Here is a 23,110-nt window from a genome sequence, read left to right on the forward strand (position 1 = left end):
TTGCGAAGCCGGTCGAGCAGGGCCAAGATCTCGGCCTGCACCGTGACGTCGAGCGCCGTCGTCGGCTCGTCCGCAATGAGGAGGTCCGGCTCACCGGCGAGCGCGAGGGCGATGGCGACGCGCTGCTTCTGGCCTCCGGAGAGTTGGTGCGGGTAGTGGTCGACTCGGCGTTCCGGCTCCGGGATCTCCACCTCCTGCAGCAGTTCCACCGCCCTGGCGCGCGCCTGCGCCCGGCTGATCCGCGAGTGCGCCCGCAGCGCCTCCCGCAGCTGCCAACCGATGGTGCGGACGGGGTTGAGTGCACTCTGTGGCTCCTGGAAGACCAGCGCCACCTTGGACCCACGCACCTCCTGGAGGTGCTTCTCCGGTGCGCCCAGCAACTCCGAGCCGTCGAGCCGCACCGAGCCCGTGGCGTTGGCGCCGTCGGGCAGCAGCCCGAGCACGGCACGTGCGGTCATCGACTTGCCGCTGCCCGATTCGCCCACGAGGGCGACGACCTCACCGCGATGCACGGTCAGGTCGACGCGGCGTACGGCGGGGCGTGGCTGGGCGAAGTCGATGGCGAGCTCGGTGATCTCGAGCAGTGGGGTGGTCATGGATCTGCCTCCTCAGGGATGCAGGGTCAGGAACGGCGGGAGGCGGCCAGGGCCTGCGAGACGAGCAGGAAACCGAGCACGAGGACGGCGACGACGGCGAGCGGACCCACCCCGAGCAGCGGATCGGAGTAGATGTTGCGCGTGGCGTCGCGGATGAGGGAGCCGAGCGACGGATCCGGCTGGCTGATGCCGAGCCCCAGGAAGCTCATGGCTCCCTCGATGAAGACCGCGACGGAGAGCGAGAGCGCCAGCTGCACGGTCAACGGCTCGAGCGAGTTGGGCAGCACGTGCCGAGCCAGCACCCAACGAGAGCGTGCCCCCATCACGTGGGCGGCCTCGACGTACGGCAATTCACGGACCCGCATGACCGAGCTGCGGGTGAGTCGCCCGAAGGCCGGGATCTCGGCGATCACGATGACCACGGCGATGGTCACCGCACCGGGCCCGAAAACGGCGGCCAGCGCGATGCCCAGGATCAGCGCCGGGAAGGCGAGGATGACGTCGAAGATCCGCTGCGCCAGCACATCGGTGACCGACCACAGACTGGCCACGAGACCCAGCAGGGTGCCCACGGCGGCGCCGATCGGCACCGCCACGGCGATCACCAGCAGATCGATCCGGACACCGAAGAGCAACCGGGAGAAGATGTCGCGGTTCAGCTCGTCGGTGCCGAGCAGGTGATCACGGCCGGGCGGCAACAGGTTGGCGCCCTCGATCTGTTCGGTCGGCGAGTACGGCGCCAACCACGGCGCCAGCACCGCCGCCAGCGTGATCAGGCCGACGAGCACCATGCCGACCAGCCCGCGGCCGTGCAACAACGGATGCCGGCCCTTCGTGGCGGGCGGGTCGAGGACGGTGCCGAGGTCGGTCACCTCGTCCAACAGGATCTGCTCGGTCATGCTGCTGCTCCCAACCGCACGCGCGGGTCGAGCCACGCATGCACGACGTCGGTGAGCACCTGCACGACGACGAAGACCGCCACCGACAGCAGGAGCAGCACCTGGACCAGGGGATAGTCACGGTTGGAGATGGCTTGCTCGACCAGCATCCCCAGCCCGGGCCACGCGAAGATCAGCTCGATGAGCACGGCGCCGCCCAACAGCGCCCCGACCTGCAGGCCCAGCACGGTCACCGTGGCGGGCAGCGCATTGGGCAGGGCCTGGGTGAGCACGATCCGACGTCGGGAGATCCCCAGCGCGCGCGCCGTCGTCACGTAGGGCTGCCGGAGTTCGCTGCGCAGCGACTCGGTGAGGAACCGGGTCAGCACCGAGGCCCCGGGCAGGGAGAGGCAGATAGCCGGCAGGATCAGGTATTGCACGGTGATGTCGGGTGAGGCCCAGAAACCCTGCGGTGGCACCCCGCCGGCAGGCAGCAGCGGCCAGGTGACGGCGAACAGCACCACCAGGACCACGCCGGTGACGAACGGCGGGAGTGCGACCGCGACGGTGTTCATCGCCGACACGATCGCGTCGAGGACCCGAGACTGACTGAGCACCGACGCGACTCCGACCACCAGCGCGATGCCCGCGGCGATCAGCAGCGCGGTTCCGGCCAGTACGACGGTGTTGAGCGCGCCCGCACCCACGAGCTCGGAGATCGAGCCGCCGATCATGTAGGAGGTTCCGAAGTCCCCGGTCGCCATCGACCCCAACCAGTGGAAGTACTGCGTGATCGGGGAGCCGTCGAGACCGAGTTGGCTCCGGATGGCGTCCCGGGTCTCCGCGCTGGCGTCGGGGCCGGCGAGGGTGGCCACCGGGTCGCCGGGCACCAGCCGGACGAGGATGAAGACCAGGATCGAAGCGAGGAACAGCGTGATCAGCGCTGATGGCAGTCGCCGTACGACGTAGCGCACCATGTGATCACTTGCTCAGCGTGGTGTTGACGAGGTCGATCTCTCCGCGCTTGCTCCACTCGATGCCGCTCACGGACTTGCTCAGAGCAGACTCGGAGGTGGTCTCGACCAACTCGATGAGGAAGAGATTGTCGAGCAGTTCCTCGGAGAGCACGTCGTACGCCGCCAGTGCTTCCTCGCTGTGGCCATCGGCGATCTTCCACGCCGCCTCTGCTGCAGCCTTGTAGTCGGCGTCGACGAAGCGTGATGCGTTGTGGTCGGCGTTGAACGGGTAGGCGCTCACGCTGAGGGTGGAAGGGGTGTACTGGGCGAAGGCGTGCTCGGTGACCCACAGGGCGTCGTAGTCGGCGCCGATCAGCTTCTTCAGGAACTGGGAGTACTCGATGGGTTCGAGCTCGGTCTCGATGCCGACCTCGGCGAGGTTGGCCTGCACGATCTGGGCGACTGCTTCGTACTGCGGGTTGCCGGCGCCGTAGGTGATGGGGAGCTTCGGCACCGAGTGTCCCTTGAGGAGCTCCTTGGCCTTGGCCACGTCGCGTGCGTAGCGGTGGTCCAACTCGGCGTCATAGGCCGGCGAGTACTCGGGCCACGGGAGGTCGTGGGCGCGGGCCCGGCCGCGATAGACCTCCTTCGCGATGCGCTCCTTGTCGACCGCGTAGGCGATGGCCTGACGCACCTCGACATCGGCCAGGGCCGGATGGGTGACGTTGGTGCCGACATAGACCTGCGTCTCGAACCCGGTCAGCTTCTGCGTGTGGAACTGGTCGGACTTCTCCAGCTCCTCCAGGTCACGGGCGCCGGCCTGGAGGATCATGTCGACCTGACCGCCGCGCAGTGCCGAGACCGCGCTGGTGGTCTCCTTGATGATGCGCAGCTGGACACCGTCGAGCTTGGCCTTCTCGCCCCAGTAGTCGTCGTTGCGCGAGAACGTGAGCGCCTGATTGGGGGTCCACGAGTCGAAGACGAACGGCCCGGTGCCGATGTACTCCTTGCCGGAGGTGAAGTCGTCGATGGTCTCCGAGTCGATGATCGGCACCTGGTCGAGCAGGTCGAAGATGTTGGAGAGGGGTGGGCGAACTCCAGCACGATCCGATCAGGGTCACTGGTGTCGAAGGAGGTGATCGCCGCGGCGGTGCGCTGCAGTTGCGCGGCACGCACCGGGTCGGCGTACGTCTCCAGGCTGAACTTCACGTCCTCGGAGGTGAGATCACGCCCGCTGTGGAAGGCGGCCTCCGTCGAGAGGTCGAGCGTCAGCGACAGCCCGTCCTCCGCCAGCTCCCACGAGGTCGCCAACGACGGCTGGGGATCGAGCGAGTCGACCGGGTAGTCGATCAGCGTCTCGTAGACGAGCCCGATGACCGTGCTGGAGGGGCCGGCCCCGGAGTAGAACTGCGCGGGTGCGAGGTCGATGCCGGTCGCGGCCACCAACGTGCCGCCCTCGGACGCTCCTCCGGCGTTGCTGTCCTTCTGCTCGGCCACGGCCGAACTGCAGCCCACGAGCGCCAGGGAAGCCACGATCGCAGTGATGGCGCGGGTAGGAACTCTCATGACAACAGCCTTCCAAGTTTGTCTAGTGATTCGATGGACAAACCTAGGGGCGCCGATCGGCCGGCGGACCAATTCCGATCACCGTGATCCGAACTGGCTCACCCCGTTGCCTCCCAGGCGGTGACCAGGCCCACCGGATCGTCGTAGACCGGCCCCACCGCCAACGCGCAGGCCGCAACGGCCTGGATGTCGTCACCGAACCGAGTCACCGACACCGACCCGGGAGGCATCGATGAACTGCGCTCGAAACTGGCGATCACGTCAGTGAGGGCCGCGGGGAACCCGGTGAAGGCCTGCCCCACGAGCACGGTCCGATCAGGGCCGGTCATGTCGCGCACCCCAGCCGCCACCCGCCCGAGCACCTCTGCTCGTTCCACGAACATGCGGGTCGCCTGCGCATCGCCGGCCGCAGCCTTGGCCTGCAGCAGGCGCATCCGGGGCGCGTCGATCAAGCCGATGTCGACCGCCCGCGCCACGAGGGCATGGTCGCTCGCCGTCACCTCGAAGCAACCCGTGCGACCGCACTTGCAGCGCACCGAGCCGCCGGTCGGATAGTGCTCGAGGGAGTTCACCGTGCCCACTTCGGTCTGCTCACCCTTGTCGATCACGAGTGCGAAACCGCCAGTGTCGCGGGTGTAGACGTAGCAGGTGACTCCCCGGTGCCATGACGGCGATGGATGAACTCGGCGGCCGCCACCGCGGCGATGTGGTCGCCCGTCTCCACCGGGAGGCCGAGCACCGCCTCCAGCCCGGATGCGACACGGTCGGGATCGAGGCCGAGGGCACGCCACGGGGCGACCACGGCGGCCGACAAGGGGGTGCGCTCGAGATGGCGATTGAGCAGTGCCCCCACCGCATGGGCCAGGTCGACCCCGCCCATGCCTCCGGCGTGTTCGTGGCTGATCACGACCGAATCGACCACCCGACCCGAGATGTCACCGAGGGCAAGGGTGGTCGCCCAACGACCGATGTGGACACCGACGCAGGCATGGCGCGTCGTGACCAGGCCCACCGGAAGACTGGGCCGACCGAGTCGACCGTCGCGGGCTCGCTCCGGTCGCTCCCGCAGGAGCCCCACCTCGGCCAGCGCCACGACCGTGCGCGCCACCGTGGCCTGGCTCAGCCCCGTGGCGGCGGCGAGTTCCTCCCGAAAGACCACGCCGCGCCCGCGCACCTGCTCCAACACTCGACTGGCCGGGGACCCGAGGGCACCTCGAGTCACTGAGATCGTCTGCTTCACTGCGCTTACCACCTTATTTCTATCAACTTGGTTGAATTAAAGCAGGATGATTGACAGCGCCTCACCACATCCCACGAACCGGGACCGGCGCGCCCTCCGCTACGCTGGCCGCCGAGCAGACCCCTGCGGTCACTCGACGGGGCCCACGGCCCCTGGGCCCTTAGCTCAATTGGCAGAGCTCCGGACTTTTAATCCGTTGGTTGTGGGTTCGAGTCCCACAGGGCCTACCAACCCCTTCCCAGAGGGCGGACACCTGTCCGAATTTGGCCGGTTCCCCCAATAACCGCACGGAAGTTGCGTAGTTTTCTGTTCATGGGCGCAAGTGATGACCGCAGGCCGGTGATCTCGGCGAAGGAACGCCTGGCCGCGGCACGGCGGGAGCAGGTGCAACGTGAGGGCACCCCTGCCTCCCCTTCGTCGGTCGCTCCCGACCGCACTGCGTCCACCCCGGCTGCTCCGCCTGCCGACCGGTTGGACAACTCCAGCCCGCCCGATCCGGTGCTGATGGCGAAACTGGCGGCCCTGCGGGAGTCTGAGCGGTTGGCGCAACCTGCACCGGTGACACCAGCTGTCTCCGACCTCGACCTTGCCACCGATCCCGATCCTGGTCCCGGCCCCGGGAGCAGCGTCAAGGACCGCTTGGCGGCCCGTCGCGCAGAGCTCGGGCAGGTACGTCGCGACGCGAGTGCCGACGTACTCGGCGCCCTGGGAGCCACGGCGCCCCCTCCTGAGGAGGACGCAACTCCACCGGAACCGCCCCAGGAGCCGGTCGACCCACCGGACCAGCCTGCCACCGGCGCAGAGATCGACCTGATCACCGCGCTGCGCGACCTGCCGGCGCAATCGGCAGCCGCTGAGCCCGAGCCGACCCAGCGCGTAAAGGGCAAGCACAAGGCCGTCCCGGTGTCCGAGGCGCCGCAGGAGGAGGTGGACGGTTCCATCGATCCGGCACTGCGAGCGACGCTGCGTGCCGTCGAAGCAGCCGAGGCCCGTGATGCGACTGGCAAGCCCGGATCCAGGATCGGCCGGTTGCGTCGGGCAGCCGCGCCCACCACGCCCACCACCACGGCCCCGACCCCAGCGGAACCGGGGGCCGTCGAGGTGCCCGAGATCGTCGAGGCGCCCGGGGTCGCTGAAGTGTCCGAGGTCGCTGAAGTGTCCGAGACCGCAGAGGTCGCTGAGGAGGCGATCCCCCTCGACTCCGCTGTCGCCGCTGCCCTGCGGGCGAGCCTCGACGCCCGCGAGGCCCGCCGGGCCGGCCTGCGTGACCACTCCACCAAGGACGCACCCGTCCAGGAGGAACCCAGCGCCGACGAACTGCTGGCCCTGGTCAGCAGGTCTGCCGACGAGGCCCGAGCGCGCCGTGAAGCCGAGCACGCCGGGTCCCAGCAGGCCACACCCGAGAAGACCGAGGAAGCGCCCGCGACCTCGATCTCGGCAGCCACCACCGCCGCCCAGGCCTCCTCGGTGGAGGCGGCAGCCGTCATCGCGCCGGCCGGCAAGCTCGCTCCAGCACCCGACGTACCGGAGCAACCTCGGGAGTCCAGCGCCGCGAGGGTCGAGGCGAACCCGAAGTCGGACCCCGGTCTTCGACTCCGTGGCCGCGAGATCGACAGCGCACCCACCTCCCCAAGGCTCCGCCGGGCGTGGTGCAGTTCTCGCCACGACGCTCGACGCGACAGCTCCTGGGTGCCCTGTGCCTCCTGGCACTCCTGGGCGCCGTCGGCACCGGGCTGCTCGCCTGGGACACCCGCGACACCGTGGACATCGCGATCGCCGGCACCTTGGCACTACTGACGTTGATCCTGTGGAGCGCGTTCTCGACGGCAGCACCGGCCAAGCTCAGCATCGACCGCGGCGTCCTCGATGTCACCGCGCGGGAGAGCCGCCACCGGTTCGACCTGTCCAGCCCCTACACCGAGATCACCACCAAGGGAGCGCCCGGCAGGCGCGGATGGCAGGTGCTGATCCATCGGCGCAGCATGAAGCCCTTCGTGATCGACTCGTCCATGGTCAACCCGGAGGAGTTCCAGGCAGTGCTCGACCACTACCGCGAGATCGCTGCCGAACAGGCCGCTGAGAACGAGCGGCGCCGTGAGCGTCGCTGAGATCACGCGCCGAGCGGTGGGACGGGCGAACCAGCGCAAACGAGACCGACTTAGAGTGCAAACATGTTCGACGCCGACATCACAGACCTGAACTCCGACGACGTGGCTCGTGAACAGCAGGTCGCGGGCGGGATGGCGCAGGCCACCCGGGGGCTGGTCGACGCCGTGATCCGCTCGACGGTCTCCGACCAGGAGATGCTGGCGATCACTGCCGAGATCGAGAAGCTCACCGCCCGGTTGCGGGTCAGCCAGATCCCCGGGTCGTTCGGGGTCAAGCACACCCCCGACGGCACCGTTCGTGGCTACGGCAACGCGGTCGTGGGGTTGCGCAACGCGGTGGCACCTCCCGTCAAGGTCCTCCAGAGCCCCGAGGGCCGCGCCTGGGCCGACATCCACCTGGGTGCCGCCTACGAGGGTCCGCCCGGCCTCGTCCACGGCGGCGTCAGCGCCCTGGTCCTCGACCAGGTCGCCGGCGAGGCAGCCGCAGCCGGGGGCACCCCGGGCATGACCGGCACCTTGACCCTGCGCTACCGCCGGGGCACGCCGCTGGGCGACCTCCGCGTCGAGGCCTGGACCACCGGTCACGAGGGCTACAAGACGTTCATCAGCGGCGCCATCTCCGACGCCGAAGGCCCCACCGTCGAGTGCGAAGGCATCTTCGTCCTCCCCGCTGGGCCCGCGAGGGCACCCAGCCCCCGCGCTTCGAATGACCCCCGAAATGCCGGATCGTCCCTAACAGATTTGTAGTTCTCCAGCTGCAACTACAAATCTGTTAGGGACGATCGCGATATTTCCGAGGTTTACTGACGAGGTGTCAAGAACGCGGGGGTCAGGCCTTGACGGCGGGCTGGTCTTCGGCGACGCCGCGGGCACCCTGGTCGGTGAGGCGGCTCTCCTCAGCGGCGACGGCCTCGAGTTCGGCACGACGTTCGGCGTCACGCTTGGCGATGAAGGCATCCATCTCACCCGGCTCACTGACCAGGTCGGAGGTGCCACGCTCCAGCCGTTCCAGCGCTTGGCGGGCGAAGATCTGCTGCTCGGTGACGGTCCGCTCGGAGCGGTCGTTGCCGATGAAGGTGATGGCCCACGACAGCAGCGCACCGACCCGGTTCTTGAAGCCCGTCAGGTAGACGAGGTGGACGGCGAGCCACATCAGCCATGCGAGGCTCCCGTTGAGCTTCAGGCTGCCGACGCTGGCCACAGCGCGGAACTTGCTGATGATCGCCATCGAGCCCTTGTCGAAGTACTTGAACGGGCCCTGCGGCTGCTTGCCACGGATCCGCCCGTCGATCTCCTTGGCGGCGTACTTGCCACCCTGGATCGCGACCTGGGCAACTCCCGGGAGGTGGTCGAGGCTGATCATGTCGCCGAGGACGAAGACCTCGGGGTGCCCCGGCAGCGTCAGGTCGGGATTGACCGAGATGCGGCCGGCACGGTCGAGCGGAGCACCGGTCTGCTCGGACAGGGTCTTGCCCAGCGGGTTGGCCTGCACGCCGGCGGCCCAGATCTTGGCGACGGAGTCGATACGGCGGACCGTGCCGTCCTTGTCCTTCACCTCGAGGCCACGCTCGTCGACGGCGGTCACCATCGCACCGAGCTGGACCTCGACACCGATCTTCTCGAGCTCGCCCTTGGCCTTGGCGCCGAGCTTGGCACCGAACGGCGGCAGCACCTGCGGCGCGGCGTCGAGCAGGATGACCTTGGCCTTGCGGGTGTCGATGGACCGGAAGTCGCGCTTCAGCGTCTTGTGCGCCAGCTCGGCGATCTGTCCGGCCATCTCCACGCCGGTCGGGCCCGCACCGACGACCACGAAGGTCAGCAGGTGGTCGTAGTCCTCACCGCGGGCGGCTGCGTTCTCAGCCATCTCGAAGGCGCCGAAGATACGGCCCCGGAGCTCGAGCGCGTCATCGATGCTCTTCATGCCCGGTGCGTACTCGGCGAAGTGATCGTTGCCGAAGTAGGACTGGCTCGCGCCAGCAGCCACGACGAGGGTGTCGTAGGAGGTCACGGTCTCGCGTCCGAGCACGTTGTGCTTGACGGTGCGCGTCTCAAGATCGACGTCGGTGACGGTGCCCAGTAGGACCTGGGCGTTCTTCTGCTTTGCCAGCACCTCACGTGTGGGCGGGGCGATCTCGCCCTGGGAGAGGATGCCGGTGGCCACCTGGTAGAGAAGGGGCTGGAAGAGGTGATGCGTGGTCTTGGCGACCATCGTCACCTCGACGTCGGATCGGCGAAGGGCCTTGGTGGTGAACAGACCACCGAAGCCGGATCCGATGATGACGACCTTGTGTTTGTCGTTGATGTCGCTTCCCATTCCCAAGCGGGCCTTTCTGGAGTTCTTGGTCCTTGACCAGTGTCCCACTCGGTGGGACGCCTGCCGAATCGGCGCTGTTCACGCCGGGCAGCGGTGTCGCCAACGTCACCCGTGAGTCCTGTCGGCCGAGCGCAGCGAGGCTGGTTTGAGTCCCAGCAGAGCGGGGTAGTCGTCCATCGTTCCCCGCTCAGGGGGAACCGACAAGGGAAGGCATGCGTCGCTGAGCCCGACGACCCTGACACTGCAGACCGGCCCGCAGTCCGCGCAGGACGCGCGACGCTGGGCCGCTGATGCCTGCCTGAAACTGGGTCGGCCCGATCTCGTTGCCTCCGCGCAGTTGGCGATCTCCGAGCTCGTCACCAACGCCCTCCTCCATGCAGCGCCGCCGATCTCGCTCAGCGTGCACGGCACTGCGGAACATCCACGCTTCGAGGTCTCCGACGGCTCTGCGGCGCCACCGGTCCCCAACCCGCGTCCGGCAGCAGACGACCTGGACGATCTCGACGAGAGCCTCTCCACGATCGGTCGGGGCCTGACGCTCGTGGCGATGAGTTCCACCGCCTGGGGCGCCTACATCCGCAGCGGTGGCAAGACCGTCTGGTTCGAGCCTGCCGTCGGCCTCATCGAGCACCCCACTTTCCTCGGCGAGATCCACGAGGGGACCTTCGCCCCGTCCCACACCCCGCCCCCTGCCGACGCCGTCACCGTGCGGCTCCTCGCCTTCCCCCTCGCCCGGTACGTCGAGTGGCGGAGTCACTTCCGCGACCTCCAGCGAGAGCTGCGCTTGCTGGCCCTCGCCCATGAGACGACCTATCCGCTGGCGCGGGAACTGTCGGACTTCCTCAACACCTTCTCCGAGCGGCTGCGACGATGGAGCAACCTGGCCGATCCGGCGAACCAGATCGACAGCGACAACACCCTGACTCTCCAGGTGGCACCCGACATCGTCGGGGTGCTGGAGCAGATGACCGGGGTGCTGGAACTCGCTGATGCCTTCTGCCGTCAGGAACGGATGCTGACTCCGCCGAGCAGTCCCGACAACGTGGCGTTCCAGTCGTGGCTCTTCACCCAGACGATCAGCCAGGTGGGGGCGCCGACCCGGTGCCCTGGCAGGACCCTCCGTCACGGTGAGCGCTCAGCCGTAGCCGAGTTCGTGCAGTCGGGCCTCCCCGATGCCGAAGTGGTGGGCCACCTCGTGCACCACCGTGATCCGAACCTGCTCGACGAGGTCATCCTCGTCCTCGCAGAAGTCGAGCAACGGCTGTCGGAAGATGAAGATCCGGTCGGGCATGTCGGCGTGGTTGGCACCACGCTCGGTCAGTGCGACGCCGTCGTAGAGGCCCAACAGGTCGTCGGGCTCACCGGGAAGCGGATGGTCCTCGACCAGCACCACGACGTTGTGCACCAGCGCGGTGATCTCGTCGGGTATCTCGTCGAGGGCGCGGTCGACCAGTGCCTCGAACTCGTCACGCCCCACCGCCAACATGCCCCCGACGCTACCGAGGCGGGGAAAGTGCCTTCTCCCCGCCCAGTCGCGCCAGGTCTGCAGCAGCGTGGCCGCGGGCTGTCGAGCGCTGGTCGCCGACGGCATTGCTGCCTCGCCAGGTGCCCCGGATGCCGTGCTGGCGCACCATGTGGTCGAAGAAGTCGTGCACCTCGACGTCCTTGGCCGTCAGCGCCAACGACTTCGACGCGCTCACCCGACCGGTCTGGTCGTCGACCCGCTCCTCCAACGCGCCCGCACTGACCTGCGCTGCCCGTTGCGCCTCCTCGAGCCGCTGGCCGATGCGGGTGGTCCACCCTGCGTAGAAGGCTGCACGAGCAGTGCGACCGTGGACGGGCCGGTGAGCTCCGGACCGGATATAGGCATCGGCGTCGGCCACCATCTGCACGACGAGGGACACGTAGAGCGCCTTGGTCACGTCGATGTCGCCCTGGAATCCGTAGAGCGTCACACCGGTGTTGTCAGTGCGGATGCTGCACCGCAGGTCGTTGGCGCGCGCGATCGCCAGCATGAGCTCCACGAAACGCACATTGGACTGTTTGCCGCGGTGGCCGAGCTTCACCGCTTCGAAGGTCGGAGCGACCTGCGCGCCCTCCACTCCCGCGTGGGCGGCGCGGGCGACTGCCAACTCGATCGAGTGGGTCGTCGCCAGTTCCTGGGCCTTGGCGAAAAAGGCATCGCGCTCCGCCTCGGTGGACGCACCCTCGGCATGGCGCAGCAACTTGCCGACCTTGGCCAGCATCCCGTCGTCAGCACCGCGCCGATCGAGGCCGACCTGGTCGTAGGCCTCGCGCAGCATCGCCGCGATCTCGCGCCACCCGATGTCTTCGAGGAGCTGGACGAAGGTCGCACGGAAGCCCTCGCCGTGTGCATCGATGATCGTGCCGTCGACACCGGTGTTGAGATGATGCGCCAGCTCGTGGAGCACCACGAGGCCGCGCAACGCCCAGGCACCGCCCCGCTCACGCTCCGGCAGGAAGATGATGTCGTCGCTGTAGCTCGCCTTCTTCCAGCCACGGCTGGGTACGACGAGCACCTCCCGCCGCTCGCGTCCCCGGTAGGGCGACCCGAACTCCCGGCCCTGCCGCTGCAGCCGCTCCATCACTTGCGCGACGAACGACGCCACCTCGACCGGCCGGGAGAAGCGGGGTTCCGTCTCCGGGGTGAAGGTCATCGGCCGGGTCTGCCCATCGCGCTGCGAGGTGACCCGGACCTCTCCCGTCTCGGGCACCACGGCATCGAGCCAGGCCGCCACCATGTCTTCGGCGGCATAGGTCGTCTTCTGGTCCGGGTCCACGCCCTGCAGGATGCCAGAGCGCACCGACACCTCCCGGACCCGGACACGATGCCGGTCCACCGCCGTGGAGAACACCCTCGAGAACGACTCGAGGCCCACACCGTGACGGTGTGGACCTCGACTCTGCTGCGACCCTGACGAGACTCGAACTCGCGACCTCCGCCGTGACAGGGCGGCGCGCTAACCAACTGCGCTACAGGGCCATCGCTTCCGTGGGGAAGCGAGTGGAACTCTAACCCATGCCCCCCGGTGATCCGCAAATCGAGGCTCACTCGCACTCCGGCGTACCCCGTTCTCGGCCGCCCCGGAAGCAGTTGAGCCTCCGACCCGGCCGGGTCGGAGGCTCAACTGAGGCGTACCCCCAACGGGATTCGAACCCGTGCTACCGCCGTGAAAGGGCGACGTCCTAGGCCACTAGACGATGGGGGCCCGCACGATCCGACTTCGATCGTGCCCACAAAGCATAGGGGTAGGGACCCGGGAGCACCAAAGGCGCCTCCCTCACGGCGCCTCGGGCAGCCGCCCAGCCCACGCCGGGCACCACGTTTTCGCATCGAGGGCACCCTGCGGTAATGTTTCGCCCGGCTTGGCCAGGTAGCTCAGTTGGTACGAGCGACCGACTGAAAATCGGTAGGTCGGCGGTTCGACCCCGCCCCTGGCCACCACCGCGAGGCCGCGGAACCCAGGTTCCGCGGCCTCGATCCATTCTGCGCCGTGCGGCCGCCGCCTGGGCACCGCTGTGCGAGCCGCGGCGCCGTCACTCCGGACAGCGGGCATCGTTGGGTGCGTGATGGACATCGACGAGCAGCTCCGGACAGCTACCCCGGCAGGCAACCCGGCGTACGCCGAGGCTCCGGAGGACGGCGAGGCCGGCCCCGCACCCCTCGACTTCCACCGCTTCGGCGCCGACTTCATCCGACTGGTGCTGCACAAGCAGCGCGTCACCGAGTCGATTGACCGGGTGCTGGGTCAGGAGTTCCGACTCGGCCCCATCGGTGCCGGGCCGGGCCGCAAGGTGGCGAAGGCGATCGCCACCGGTCACTTCCAGCCGTCCTTCGGCCACGAACTCGACGACGGACGCTCCGGCTTCAAGGTCTTCGTGCCTGTCGCGGTGACCTTCGACCTCGACCTGCGCGTCGACCAGATGCGCTTCGAGGCCGACGTGGTGATCCCCCTGACGGTCCTGACCCGGCTGGAGGAGCCGGTCACGATCGTGTGGGACATCGTGGCGCCCGACGAGTCCGAGGTGCGGCTGGAGGTGCGCAGTTCCACGGTCCGCTCGGCAGCGTTGCAACGGATGGTCGGGCTCGACGGCGAGCTGCGGCGCTTCATCCTGAGGTTCATCGCACGCGAGCTCGACAAGCCCCACGTGCAGAAGGCCCGCCGCATTCCCCTCGTGCCGTTGATCGACGCCGCGTGGCCGGTCATCGCCGCTCAGTTCCTCCCCAACTCCCCCGACGAGCGGCAGGCTCCGCAAGACTGAGCACGTGCTCCCCGGCCCCTTCCGCCTCGTCCGCCGCACCCGCCCGGTGCGCCTGGTCAGCGACGTCCCTCCCGGCCCCGACCGCCGCATCCCCTCCCGCGCAGTCGAGGTGGCTGCCTCGGGACCGCGTACGACCGTGACCCTTCGGGAGCCCGCGCTGCGCGCCGAGGGCTGGTACGACGCCACGCAGGGCCGCGCTGGCATCGACCTGGTCGGCGCCATGGGGCAACGCACCCGACACACGTCGCGGCGCCCGCCTCGAGCACCGGGAGCCGTGAGCCGGGTGGCGCTCACCCTCACCGGGCGACAGGTGACCCTGTTGACCTGCGGCCCGCAGGTCGGCGAGGAGTGGACCGTCCGGGCTCGCGTCGACCTCAGCCACACCCCCGGCCCAGGCGGGGTCACCGCGCTCGCGCCCGACGAACTGCAGGTGGAGACCGACGCACGGGTGCTGGCCGAGGGACGTTTCGGCCAGTTGGGCCTGCGCGACCTCCATCTGGTCACCCACGCGGAAGGAGAGCCGGTGCGGGTCGACGGCTGCTTGTTCTTCACCGCCACCCACGCAGGCCCGGGCTTCTTCGCCACCGCTCACTGCGGCGTCTGGCGCTTCGACCCGCAGACCTTCGACCTCACCCACACCGCCGACCTGTGGTTCGAACGCGACGGCGGAGTGTGGGGCGACCACGCCGTCCACTTGGTGCGCGACGAGGGCCAGTGGCTGGTCACCGCTTCGACGTGGGGCGACTTCGACCACGACGACGTCGGCATCACGCTGAGTCGGTCCGGAGCCGACCTGCTGACCGGCGAGCACGTGCTCAACTGCGCCGCGCTCGACCTCACGGGCACGGTCACCGAAGGCGTGGCCGCGTGGGATCCGCACCTGACCCGCATCGACGGGCACTGGCACCTGGCCTTCGTGGTGGCCAGCGAGTTCTTCGTCTTCAGGCCGGTCCTGGCCAGGGCACGCCATGGTGGCTCCCCGCCCGTGCGCAGGGCACCCGACGCATCAGGCAGCGCCTGGGAGCTCCTCGGCGACGCCCGGGACCGAGTCGCGACCGAAGGCACTCAGATCCTGCGCATCGGCGACGACTGGCGAGTGCTGGCCAGCGACGGTCGCGACAATCCGGCGTCGTTGCGCAAGCGCTTTCCGGTGTTCGACCTGCGGATGCAGGAGGTCGGAACCCTCGCGGCGCCGTACCCCTCGAACCTGCCGTGGCCCTCGCTCGTCCGCGACGGGAAGCGGTGGTTGATGGTGACCTTCGACGGGACCCGACACGGCGGACGAGTGGCCGGCTACGGCACCCACGGCGACGTCCTGGTGCTCGCGACGCCCTGAGCACGGTCCTGGGCCCGGAAACGACCGAGCCCAGCCCGCCGGTCGGCATCACGCCGATCGGTGGGCCGGGCCTCGTTCGCCTGGGGACCTACTCCCCCGATTGTTCCTGCAGCAGCGACATGATCTCCTCCTTGCGGAAGCGTCGATGGCCTCCGAGAGTCCTTATCGAGCTGATCTTGCCGGCCTTTGCCCATCGGGTGACTGTCTTGGGATCCACCCGAAAGAGCGCAGCGACCTCTGCAGGTGTCAACAGGTTGTCGACTTCTCCGCCACTCATGGATCCACTTTCATCAGGGAATACGTCCTGATTGTCGAGTCTGACACACACGACAACCTTCACCCTCTGCCCACCGCCAGTGCGCGGCAAACTGAAGTGACCCGATCGTGACACCTCCGACGCCGTTGCCCGGTGCCCGTCTCGTAGAGTCGTCAGTAGTGAGTCGCGTCACCCCTGCGGCCCACGGACACCAGTGCCGGTCACCCCCGGCCGAACGACGGAAAGGTCGACCCATGACCATCGACATCCTCGACTCCGAGCACGAACAGGTGCTCTTCTGCCACGACGAGGCCAGCGGTCTGCGTGCGATCATCGCGATCCATTCCACCGCACTCGGCCCCGCGCTGGGCGGCACCCGCTTCCATCCGTACGTCGACACCGCCGCGGCAGTCGACGACGTGCTCAACCTCTCCCGCGGCATGACCTACAAGGCTGCGCTGGCAGGTCTCGACCTGGGTGGCGGCAAGGCGGTGATCCTGGGCGATCCGCACACCGGCAAGTCCGAGGCACTGCTGCGCGCCTACGGCCGCTTCGTGGAGTCACTGGGTGGCCGCTACGTGACGGCGTGCGACGTCGGCACCACCAGCTTCGACATGGACGTCATCGCCCGCGAGTGCAGCCACGTCACGGGACGCACCGTCGCCCATGGTGGCGCCGGCGACTCGTCCGTGTTGACCGCCTACGGCGTCTTCCAGGGCATGCGGGCAGCCGCCGAGGCCACCTGGGGCACCACCAGCCTGCAGGGACGGCGCGTCGGCGTCGTCGGGGTGGGCAAGGTCGGTCGCCACCTCGTCGGACACCTCGTCAGCGACGGCGCCGACGTCGTCGTCACCGACGTGTGGCAACCGGCACTCGAGCGCGTGCGCGACGAGTTCCCCTCCGTCGCCGTGGTGGCGTCGGCCGCGGCGATGCTCGACGAATCACTCGACGTCTACGCCCCGTGCGCCCTCGGCGGTGCCCTGGACGACGAAGTGGTCGACCGTCTCACCGCCGAAGTCGTCTGCGGTGCCGCCAACAACCAGTTGGCGCATCCCGGCATCGAGAAGGCACTGGAGGGCCGCGGCATCCTCTACGCACCCGACTACTGCGTCAACGCCGGCGGCCTCATCCAGGTCGCCGACGAGTTCGAGGGGTTCTCCTTCGAACGTGCCCAGCAGCAGGCGAGCGGCATCTTCGACACCACCCGCGCGGTCTTCGAGGCTGCTCGCAGCGACAGCGTCCCGCCTGCTGTCGCCGCCGACCGGCTGGCCGAACGTCGCATCCGCGAGATCGGCCGGCTCCGGTCGGTCTGGCTGCCACACTGACCAACCCGACCTCGCGCCGGCCCCCATGGGGCTGGCGCGAGTCACGCACCCGTCACGTCACTGGGACTGACGGGCACTCGGGTGACAGAGCCGAGAATCGGTGGATTCGGGCTCAGTCGCGTGAGTCGGAGTAGTCCGCGTAGTCGTCGTAGACCTCGTCGTCGGGCGACGAGTCAGTCTGCTTCGGGCCCGGAGACCCATGCAGTTCCTGAGCCAGTGCGGAGAAGTCCGTCTCGTGAGTCCGGTACTTCAGGTCGCGAGCGACCTTCGTCTGCTTGGCTTTGGCTCGGCCGCGTCCCATAGGATCGACCCCTTCACGCGCTCGGCCGGGGACGGTTGTCCGTTAACCCACGGCTTCTTGGTCTGGATATCTCGTGGGGCCAACGCTACCCGAGGCGTGGTTGGGAAGCGAACCGGGCCGCCTCCCGGCGGTTCGCCGAGGTGGTACCACGCCGCCCCTCACCTCGCGGTAGTGGCTTCCACACGCCGGTTCACGGCAGGCTGGCGCCACGACGGTTCGTGGGAACCGCTTCACGGCACCGGGCAGCCGGAGGGTCATCGCATGGGTTCGCTGGTGGCGCTCCAGCCGCGCGGGCGTCGGGTCGTGGCCGGATGCGTCACCAACCGGGGTGCTGACCGGCGAGCGTGACCTCGCCGGGAGCGCCCTGGGTGCCGACCTCGACAGCGCCGGCGACCCATGCCTTGATGCCGTTCTCCGCCAGCAGCTCGATGGCGCGGTCCGCGTCGTCGGCTGCGGTCAGGGAGATCATGCCGACGCCACAGTTGAGGGTCATCTCGAGGTCTTCCTGGGCGACCGAGCCGACCTGGCGCACCAGGTCGAAGATCGGCTGCGGGGTCCAGGTGGAACGGTCGAGGCGGGCGTGGAGGCCCTCGGGCATGACCCGGGCGAGGTTGGCCGCGAGGCCACCGCCGGTGATGTGCGACATCGCGTGGGTCTCGGTGCCCTTGGCAATGGCCAAGCAGGCCTTGGCATAGATACGCGTCGGTTCGAGGAGCTCCTCGCCCAGGGTGCGACCGAGTTCGGCCACGTCGCGGTCGAGCTGCCAGCCTGCCGTGTTGAGCAGCACGTGCCGCACCAGCGAGTAGCCGTTGGAGTGCAGGCCACTGGCCTCCATGGCGATGACCACGTCACCGGCGCTGACCAGCTCGGCGCCGAGCAATTCGGAGGCCTCGACCACACCGGTGGTCGAGCCGGCGACGTCGTACTCGTCGGGCTCGAGGAGGCCAGGGTGCTCGGCCGTCTCGCCGCCGACGAGGGCGGTGCCAGCCAGCACACAGGCCTCGGCAATGCCCTTCACGATCGCTGCGATGCGTTCGGGCACGACCTTGCCAGTGGCGATGTAGTCGGTGAGGAAGAGCGGCTCGGCGCCGCAGACGACCAGGTCGTCGACGAGCATGCCGACGAGGTCATGGCCGATGGTGTCGTGCTTGTCCATCGCCTGGGCGATGGCGACCTTGGTGCCCACGCCGTCGGCGGAGCTGGCCAGCAGCGGACGCTCGTAGGACTTCAACGCAGAGGCGTCGAACAGGCCGGCGAACCCGCCGATGCCGCCGACCATCTCGGGGCGGCGCGCCTTCTCGATCCAGGTCTTCATCAGCTCCACGGCACGGTCGCCGGCCTCGATGGACACCCCGGCCTGGGCGTAGGCGTTCTGCTGGCTCATCTCTCTCCTGAATACGACGAAGCGCTGAAAATGGTGCAGGTCACGGACGGTCGAGCGACTCACCGGCGCCAGCGCCGGTGAGCGAGGTGGCCAGGCCCTCGGCCTCCACCTCCGTGGACTCGAGCAGGTTCTTGCCGATCAGGGTCGACTCGGGCAACGGCACCGGGTAGACGCCGTCGAAGCAGGCGCGGCAGAGGTTGTCGTTGGGGACCTTCGTCGCCTCGACGAGCTCCTCGAGGCCGATGTAGCCCAAGGAGTCGGCGTCGATGGAGCGGCAGATCTCGTCGTTGGTGAGACCGTTGGCGATCAGCTCCGCGCGCGTGGCGAAGTCGATGCCGTAGAAGCAGGGCCACTTGACCGGCGGCGACGAGATGCGCACGTGCACCTCCTTGGCCCCGGCCTCGCGGAGCATCCGCACCAGGGCCCGCTGGGTGTTGCCGCGCACGATCGAGTCGTCGACGACCACGAGCCGCTTGCCCTCGATGACGTCGCGCAGCGGGTTGAGCTTGAGGCGGATGCCCAGCTGGCGAATCGTCTGCGACGGCTGGATGAAGGTGCGACCCACGTAGGAGTTCTTGACCAGCCCCATGCCGTAGGGGATGCCGGAGGCCTCGGCGAAGCCGATGGCCGACGGAGTGCCGGACTCCGGCACCGGGATGACGAGGTCGGCGTCGGCAGGGAAGGCCTTGGCCAGGCGCCGGCCGATCTCGACGCGGACACTGTGGACCCGCTGGCCGGTGATGAGGGTGTCGGGGCGCGCCAGGTAGACGAACTCGAAGAGGCAGTGCTTGGGCGCCGGCTCGGCGAAGATGCGTGAGCGCAGCCCGTCCTCGTCGATGATCACCATCTCGCCGGGCTCGATCTCACGGATGAACGAGGCACCGACGATGTCGAGCGCCGCGGTCTCCGAGGCGACGACCCAGCCGCGCTCGAGCCGCCCGAGGACCAACGGACGGATGCCCTGGGGGTCGCGAGCGGCGTACAGGGTCTGTTCGTCCATCCAGACGAAGCTGAAGGCGCCCTTCACGTCGGGGAGCAGCTCCATGGCCTTCTCCTCGACCGTGGAGTCGGGGTGGTGGGCCAGCAGTGCGGTGACGACGGAGGTGTCGTTGGTGGACTCGATCTGGCCGGCGGTGCTCAACAGCGCGGCCCGCTCGGCCAACTCTGCGGTGTTGGTCAGGTTGCCGTTGTGAGCCAGGGCGATCGACCCCTGGGCCGTGGGGTGGAAGGTCGGCTGGGCGTTGTGCCAGGTGCTGGCACCGGTCGTCGAGTAGCGAGCGTGACCGATCGCGAGGAAGCCCTTGAGGGACTCCAGCGTCGACTCGTCGAAGACCTGCGAGACCAGGCCCATGTCCTTGTAGACGAGGATCTGGCGACCGTTGCTGACCGCGATCCCCGCCGACTCCTGGCCGCGGTGCTGCAGGGCATAGATGCCGTAGTAGGTGAGCTTGGCGACGTCTTCACCGGGCGCCCACACACCGAAGACGCCACAAGCGTCCTGGGGGCCCACGTCGTGTGGGTCGAGGGCCGTGGTGAGGCGGCCGTCGCCACCCTTGCGCGTGTTGCTGGGCTGAGGCACGTGACGATTCTACGGGCGGTTCGGCGCTGGGGCACATCCTCGTCCCGGCTGACCACATGGCAGGACGTCGGGTGTGACGTCCTGCACTGCGACCGCTCCGGCTGCCGGGGTGCAGGACCTCCGGACCACGTGGTGCCGACCCGGGCTCACTCGTGCGCCAGGCCTCCGAGGTTGGCCAGCAACAGCGTCTCGGCGAGGCAGACCTTGGCGAACTCGGCCAGGTGCAGGCCCTCGTTGGCTCCGTGCGCGCGGGTGTCGGGATCCTCCACGCCGGTGACCAGCACGCTGGCCTGCGGGAAGGCCTCGAGGAAGGCGGCGATGAACGGGATCGAGCCGCCGACACCCATGTCGACCGGGTCCGTGCCGTCCCACGCCTCGCGGAACGCGTCGCGCGCCACGTCGTACGCCGGGCCGTCGGCCTGGATCTGGGTGGCCTCGCCGGTGTCGACGACGGTCGTGGTGAGGGTGGCGCCCCAGGCGACGTGCTTCTCGAGGTGGGCCTGCAGCGCGGCGAGCGCATTGGCGGAGGTGTCGGCAGGGGCGGTGCGCAGGCTGAACCTGGCCCGCGCTGCGGCGACGAGGGTGTTGGAGGCACCGTCGACCTGCGGGGCGTCGAAACCGGTGATGCTCAGGGCCGGCTGCGTCCAGAGCCTTTCGACGACCGGGCCGGTGCCGATCCACTCGACGCCGGGCGCGGCACCCGACTCGGCACGCAGCCGCTCCTCCGGGTAGTCGACGTCGGCGGCGGGGCTGCTCTTGAGGCCCTCGATGACCAGGTTGCCCCGGTCGTCGAAACAGGACGAGATGAGGCGGCTCAGGGTCATGATGGCGTCGGGGACGAGGCCGCCCCACATGCCGGAGTGGACGGCGTGGGTGAGGGTGCGTACCTCGACGTCGAGCCGGACCAGGCCCCGGAGGCTGGTGGTCAGCGCCGGGACGCCGATGTCCCAGTTGCCCGAGTCCGCGATGACGATGACGTCGGCGCGCAAGCGGTCGGCGTACTGCTCGAGGAGCTCGGGAAGCGTGTCGGAGCCGACCTCCTCCTCGCCCTCGATGAACATCGTGACGCTGACCGGAAGGTCGTCGCCCAGCGCACGGATCGCCGCGAGGTGGGCGATGATGCCGGCCTTGTCGTCGGCGGCGCCGCGACCGTAGAGCCGCTCACCGACCTCGGTGGGCTCGAACGGCGGGGTGTCCCAGTCGGCGTGGTCGTTCTCGGGCTGCACGTCGTGGTGGGCGTAGAGGAGAACCGTCGGTGCACCCTCCGGCCCGGCCTTGTGGGCGATGACGGCCGGCGCTCGGCCGTCCTCGCAGGCGCTCACGATCTCGGTGTCGAAGCCCTCGGCGACGAAGAGGTCACGGGTCTTCTCCGCGCTCCTGCGCACCTCCCCAGCCCGCGCCGGGTCGGCGCTCACCGATTCGATCCGGACCAGCTCCTCCAGGTCCTTGCGGAGAGCCGGCATGAGGTCGTTCAAACGGTTGCGGAAGGCGTCGATCTGGGTCACCCCAGCACCTTATCCCGGTGGGGATTTCGGGGTAGTCCCTGACGATTTTGTAGCGAAATCGCGACTTCACTACAAGTTTGTCCGGGACTACCCCCGAGGCCAGGGGCCGGCTGCTCCGCTCAGGCGAGGCCCTCCGTGCCGGCGGCGGCACGGTACTCGGCAAGGAACTCCGCGATCCGACCGATGGCTTCCTCGAGCATCGCGACGTCGGGCAGGCAGACGAGGCGGAAGTGGTCGGGGGTGGGCCAGTTGAAGCCGGTGCCGTGGGTGACGAGGATGTGCTTGGCCCGCAGCAGGTCGATCACGAACTCCTCGTCGTCCTTGATCGGATAGATCTCGGGGTCGAGCTTCGCGAAGACATAGAGGGCACCGCGGGGCCGCACGGCGCTGACACCGGGGATCTCGTTGAGCAGCTTGTGAGCCAGCATCGCCTGCTCGTAGAAGCGACCGCCGGGCCCGATGAACTCCTCGATCGACTGATAACCGCCGAGCGCGGTCTGGATCGCGTGCTGCGCCGGCACGTTGGCGCACATGCGCATGTTGGCCATGAGGGTCAGGCCCTCGATGAAGTCCTTCGCGAGATGCTTCGGGCCGGAGATCATCACCCAACCGGACCGGTAGCCGCAGACCCGGTAGGCCTTCGAGAGACCGCTGAAGGTCAGGCACAGCACGTCGTCGCCGGCGTACGTCGCGGTGTGCAGGTGCGAGGCGCCGTCGTAGAGGATCTTCTCGTAGATCTCGTCGCTGAAGATGACGAGCTCGTGGCGGCGGGCGATGTCGACGATGCCCTTGAGCACCTCTTCGCTGTAGACCGCGCCGGTGGGGTTGTTGGGGTTGATCAGCACGATCGCGTGGGTGTTCTCGGTGATCTTCGACTCGATGTCGGCGAGGTCGGGCTCCCAGCCGTTCTCCTCGTCACACAGGTAGTGCACCGGGGTGCCGCCCGTGAGCGACACCGCGCCGGTCCACAGCGGGTAGTCGGGAGCCGGTACCAAGACCTCGTTGCCGTCGTCGACGAAGGTCTGCAGCACCATCGTGATCAGCTCGGAGACACCGTTGCCGATGAAGATGTCATCGACATGGGACTCGGTGAGCCCCCGCGACTGGTAGTACTGCGCGACGGCGGTGCGTGCGGAGAAGATGCCGCGGGAGTCGCTGTAGCCCTGCGCATCGGGCAGGTGGTGCACCATGTCAGCCACGATGGCTTGCGGTGCCTCGAAGCCGAACGGCGCCGGGTTGCCGATGTTGAGCTTCAGGATCTTGTGGCCCTGGGCCTCCAGGCGCTGTGCCTCGACGAGGATGGGTCCCCGCACGTCGTAGCGGACGTTGGCCAGCTTCTTGCTCTGCTTGATCTCACGCACTCCCCCATGGTCGCAGGTGGGGGCCCGGATCCGCACGTCTGTTTCGCCACACCGTCACCGGGCGTACGGCGGCACTCGCCCTGCGTCGTACGGCTGCGGACTTCCGCGCTCGTTCGTCTTC

Annotated in this window: 19 protein-coding genes, 4 tRNA genes and 3 pseudogenes; 9 read left to right on the forward strand and 17 right to left on the reverse strand. The window is 68.6% G+C overall.

Annotated features, from left to right (window positions below; all coding sequences use genetic code 11):
* Positions 1-116: 116 nt before the first annotated feature.
* The 6 genes and pseudogenes from L1066_RS28570 to L1066_RS11860 form a co-directional block, all read right to left on the reverse strand.
* Positions 117-596 (reverse strand): annotated as a pseudogene (locus tag L1066_RS28570) (ATP-binding cassette domain-containing protein); the annotation flags it as partial.
* Between the two features lie 26 nt (positions 597-622).
* The gene (locus L1066_RS11840) at positions 623-1,495 is read right to left on the reverse strand and encodes an ABC transporter permease (RefSeq protein WP_235736518.1); all 873 of its coding nucleotides are present in this window, start codon (positions 1,493-1,495) and stop codon (positions 623-625) included.
* A complete protein-coding gene (locus L1066_RS11845) occupies positions 1,492-2,451 on the reverse strand; it encodes an ABC transporter permease (RefSeq protein ID WP_235736519.1) in 960 nt (319 codons plus the stop codon). The genes L1066_RS11840 and L1066_RS11845 overlap by 4 nt, the downstream gene beginning before the upstream one ends.
* Before the next feature lie 4 nt (positions 2,452-2,455).
* A pseudogene (locus tag L1066_RS11850) lies at positions 2,456-3,996 on the reverse strand (ABC transporter substrate-binding protein).
* Positions 3,997-4,094: 98 nt separating this feature from the next.
* A complete protein-coding gene (locus L1066_RS11855; protein ID WP_235736520.1) occupies positions 4,095-4,604 on the reverse strand; it encodes an ROK family protein in 510 nt (169 codons plus the stop codon).
* The gene (locus L1066_RS11860) at positions 4,601-5,236 is read right to left on the reverse strand and encodes a helix-turn-helix domain-containing protein (RefSeq protein ID WP_235736521.1); all 636 of its coding nucleotides are present in this window, start codon (positions 5,234-5,236) and stop codon (positions 4,601-4,603) included. Before L1066_RS11860 ends, L1066_RS11855 begins: the two co-directional genes overlap by 4 nt.
* Before the next feature lie 154 nt (positions 5,237-5,390).
* On the opposite strand from L1066_RS11860, the gene L1066_RS11865 reads away from it, so the two are divergent.
* The 4 genes from L1066_RS11865 (at position 5,391) to L1066_RS11880 (ending at position 8,091) form a co-directional block, all read left to right on the forward strand.
* A tRNA-Lys gene (locus tag L1066_RS11865) sits at positions 5,391-5,466 on the forward strand.
* 82 nt (positions 5,467-5,548) lie between these two features.
* Entirely contained in the window at positions 5,549-7,033 is a 1,485-nt protein-coding gene (locus L1066_RS11870) for a hypothetical protein (protein WP_235736522.1), read from the forward strand.
* On the forward strand, positions 6,997-7,344 hold the full coding sequence (locus L1066_RS11875; protein WP_235736523.1) for a hypothetical protein: 348 nt from the start codon (positions 6,997-6,999) through the stop codon (positions 7,342-7,344). Before L1066_RS11870 ends, L1066_RS11875 begins: the two co-directional genes overlap by 37 nt.
* Before the next feature lie 63 nt (positions 7,345-7,407).
* Positions 7,408-8,091, forward strand: coding sequence for a PaaI family thioesterase (locus L1066_RS11880; RefSeq protein ID WP_235736524.1), 684 nt, complete (start codon positions 7,408-7,410; stop codon positions 8,089-8,091).
* 82 nt (positions 8,092-8,173) lie between these two features.
* Here L1066_RS11880 and L1066_RS11885 read toward each other — a convergent pair whose 3' ends face one another.
* The gene (locus L1066_RS11885) at positions 8,174-9,658 is read right to left on the reverse strand and encodes an NAD(P)/FAD-dependent oxidoreductase (RefSeq protein ID WP_235736525.1); all 1,485 of its coding nucleotides are present in this window, start codon (positions 9,656-9,658) and stop codon (positions 8,174-8,176) included.
* A gap of 241 nt (positions 9,659-9,899) precedes the next feature.
* On the opposite strand from L1066_RS11885, the pseudogene L1066_RS28575 reads away from it, so the two are divergent.
* A pseudogene (locus tag L1066_RS28575) lies at positions 9,900-10,247 on the forward strand (ATP-binding protein); the annotation flags it as partial.
* A gap of 546 nt (positions 10,248-10,793) precedes the next feature.
* On the opposite strand, the gene L1066_RS11890 reads toward L1066_RS28575, so the two are convergent.
* The 4 genes from L1066_RS11890 to L1066_RS11905 form a co-directional block, all read right to left on the reverse strand.
* Positions 10,794-11,144 (reverse strand): metallopeptidase family protein, encoded by a 351-nt coding sequence (locus L1066_RS11890; RefSeq protein WP_235736526.1) that lies wholly within the window; start codon positions 11,142-11,144, stop codon positions 10,794-10,796.
* 10 nt (positions 11,145-11,154) lie between these two features.
* Positions 11,155-12,483, reverse strand: coding sequence for a DUF7168 domain-containing protein (locus L1066_RS27685; protein ID WP_235736527.1), 1,329 nt, complete (start codon positions 12,481-12,483; stop codon positions 11,155-11,157).
* Positions 12,484-12,588: 105 nt separating this feature from the next.
* A tRNA-Asp gene (locus tag L1066_RS11900) sits at positions 12,589-12,662 on the reverse strand.
* 153 nt (positions 12,663-12,815) lie between these two features.
* A tRNA-Glu gene (locus L1066_RS11905) sits at positions 12,816-12,888 on the reverse strand.
* 159 nt (positions 12,889-13,047) lie between these two features.
* Here L1066_RS11905 and L1066_RS11910 point away from each other — a divergent pair.
* The 3 genes from L1066_RS11910 (at position 13,048) to L1066_RS11920 (ending at position 15,278) form a co-directional block, all read left to right on the forward strand.
* Positions 13,048-13,124 (forward strand) — tRNA-Phe (locus tag L1066_RS11910).
* A gap of 122 nt (positions 13,125-13,246) precedes the next feature.
* A complete protein-coding gene (locus L1066_RS11915) occupies positions 13,247-13,942 on the forward strand; it encodes a hypothetical protein (protein WP_235736528.1) in 696 nt (231 codons plus the stop codon).
* 4 nt (positions 13,943-13,946) lie between these two features.
* Complete coding sequence (locus L1066_RS11920; RefSeq protein ID WP_235736529.1) at positions 13,947-15,278, forward strand: hypothetical protein; 1,332 nt, start codon at positions 13,947-13,949, stop codon at positions 15,276-15,278.
* Between the two features lie 88 nt (positions 15,279-15,366).
* On the opposite strand, the gene L1066_RS11925 is transcribed toward L1066_RS11920, so the two are convergent.
* Positions 15,367-15,555 (reverse strand): BldC family transcriptional regulator, encoded by a 189-nt coding sequence (locus L1066_RS11925; RefSeq protein ID WP_235736530.1) that lies wholly within the window; start codon positions 15,553-15,555, stop codon positions 15,367-15,369.
* 233 nt (positions 15,556-15,788) lie between these two features.
* On the opposite strand from L1066_RS11925, the gene L1066_RS11930 reads away from it, so the two are divergent.
* A complete protein-coding gene (locus L1066_RS11930; protein ID WP_235736531.1) occupies positions 15,789-16,859 on the forward strand; it encodes a Glu/Leu/Phe/Val dehydrogenase dimerization domain-containing protein in 1,071 nt (356 codons plus the stop codon).
* Positions 16,860-16,971: 112 nt separating this feature from the next.
* Here the strand turns inward: L1066_RS11930 and L1066_RS11935 are convergent, their stop codons facing one another.
* The 5 genes from L1066_RS11935 to L1066_RS11955 form a co-directional block, all read right to left on the reverse strand.
* Complete coding sequence (locus L1066_RS11935) at positions 16,972-17,160, reverse strand: DUF3073 domain-containing protein (protein ID WP_235736532.1); 189 nt, start codon at positions 17,158-17,160, stop codon at positions 16,972-16,974.
* A gap of 316 nt (positions 17,161-17,476) precedes the next feature.
* Entirely contained in the window at positions 17,477-18,544 is a 1,068-nt protein-coding gene (gene purM, locus L1066_RS11940; protein ID WP_235736533.1) for a phosphoribosylformylglycinamidine cyclo-ligase, read from the reverse strand.
* 40 nt (positions 18,545-18,584) lie between these two features.
* On the reverse strand, positions 18,585-20,123 hold the full coding sequence (gene purF, locus L1066_RS11945; protein ID WP_235736534.1) for an amidophosphoribosyltransferase: 1,539 nt from the start codon (positions 20,121-20,123) through the stop codon (positions 18,585-18,587).
* Between the two features lie 146 nt (positions 20,124-20,269).
* Positions 20,270-21,628, reverse strand: coding sequence for a dipeptidase (locus L1066_RS11950; protein WP_312007612.1), 1,359 nt, complete (start codon positions 21,626-21,628; stop codon positions 20,270-20,272).
* 119 nt (positions 21,629-21,747) lie between these two features.
* Positions 21,748-22,989: a pyridoxal phosphate-dependent aminotransferase gene (locus L1066_RS11955; protein ID WP_235736535.1), complete on the reverse strand. Its 1,242-nt coding sequence runs from the start codon at positions 22,987-22,989 to the stop codon at positions 21,748-21,750.
* Positions 22,990-23,110: the final 121 nt, after the last annotated feature.

This window comes from Nocardioides alcanivorans, assembly GCF_021555175.1.
Taxonomy (GTDB): domain Bacteria; phylum Actinomycetota; class Actinomycetes; order Propionibacteriales; family Nocardioidaceae; genus Nocardioides; species Nocardioides alcanivorans.

What these genes read in the sequence shown, in the direction of transcription:
- L1066_RS11840 (WP_235736518.1), bottom strand. Translation starts at nt 1,495, where the DNA reads ATGACCGAGCAGATCCTGTTGGACGAGGTGACCGACCTCGGCACCGTC.
- purM (WP_235736533.1), bottom strand. Translation starts at nt 18,544, where the DNA reads ATGAGCCAGCAGAACGCCTACGCCCAGGCCGGGGTGTCCATCGAGGCC.
- L1066_RS11925 (WP_235736530.1), bottom strand. Translation starts at nt 15,555, where the DNA reads ATGAGTGGCGGAGAAGTCGACAACCTGTTGACACCTGCAGAGGTCGCT.
- L1066_RS11890 (WP_235736526.1), bottom strand. Translation starts at nt 11,144, where the DNA reads ATGTTGGCGGTGGGGCGTGACGAGTTCGAGGCACTGGTCGACCGCGCC.
- L1066_RS11870 (WP_235736522.1), top strand. Translation starts at nt 5,549, where the DNA reads ATGGGCGCAAGTGATGACCGCAGGCCGGTGATCTCGGCGAAGGAACGC.
- L1066_RS11880 (WP_235736524.1), top strand. Translation starts at nt 7,408, where the DNA reads ATGTTCGACGCCGACATCACAGACCTGAACTCCGACGACGTGGCTCGT.
- L1066_RS11935 (WP_235736532.1), bottom strand. Translation starts at nt 17,160, where the DNA reads ATGGGACGCGGCCGAGCCAAAGCCAAGCAGACGAAGGTCGCTCGCGAC.
- L1066_RS11845 (WP_235736519.1), bottom strand. Translation starts at nt 2,451, where the DNA reads ATGGTGCGCTACGTCGTACGGCGACTGCCATCAGCGCTGATCACGCTG.
- L1066_RS11930 (WP_235736531.1), top strand. Translation starts at nt 15,789, where the DNA reads ATGACCATCGACATCCTCGACTCCGAGCACGAACAGGTGCTCTTCTGC.
- L1066_RS11885 (WP_235736525.1), bottom strand. Translation starts at nt 9,658, where the DNA reads ATGGGAAGCGACATCAACGACAAACACAAGGTCGTCATCATCGGATCC.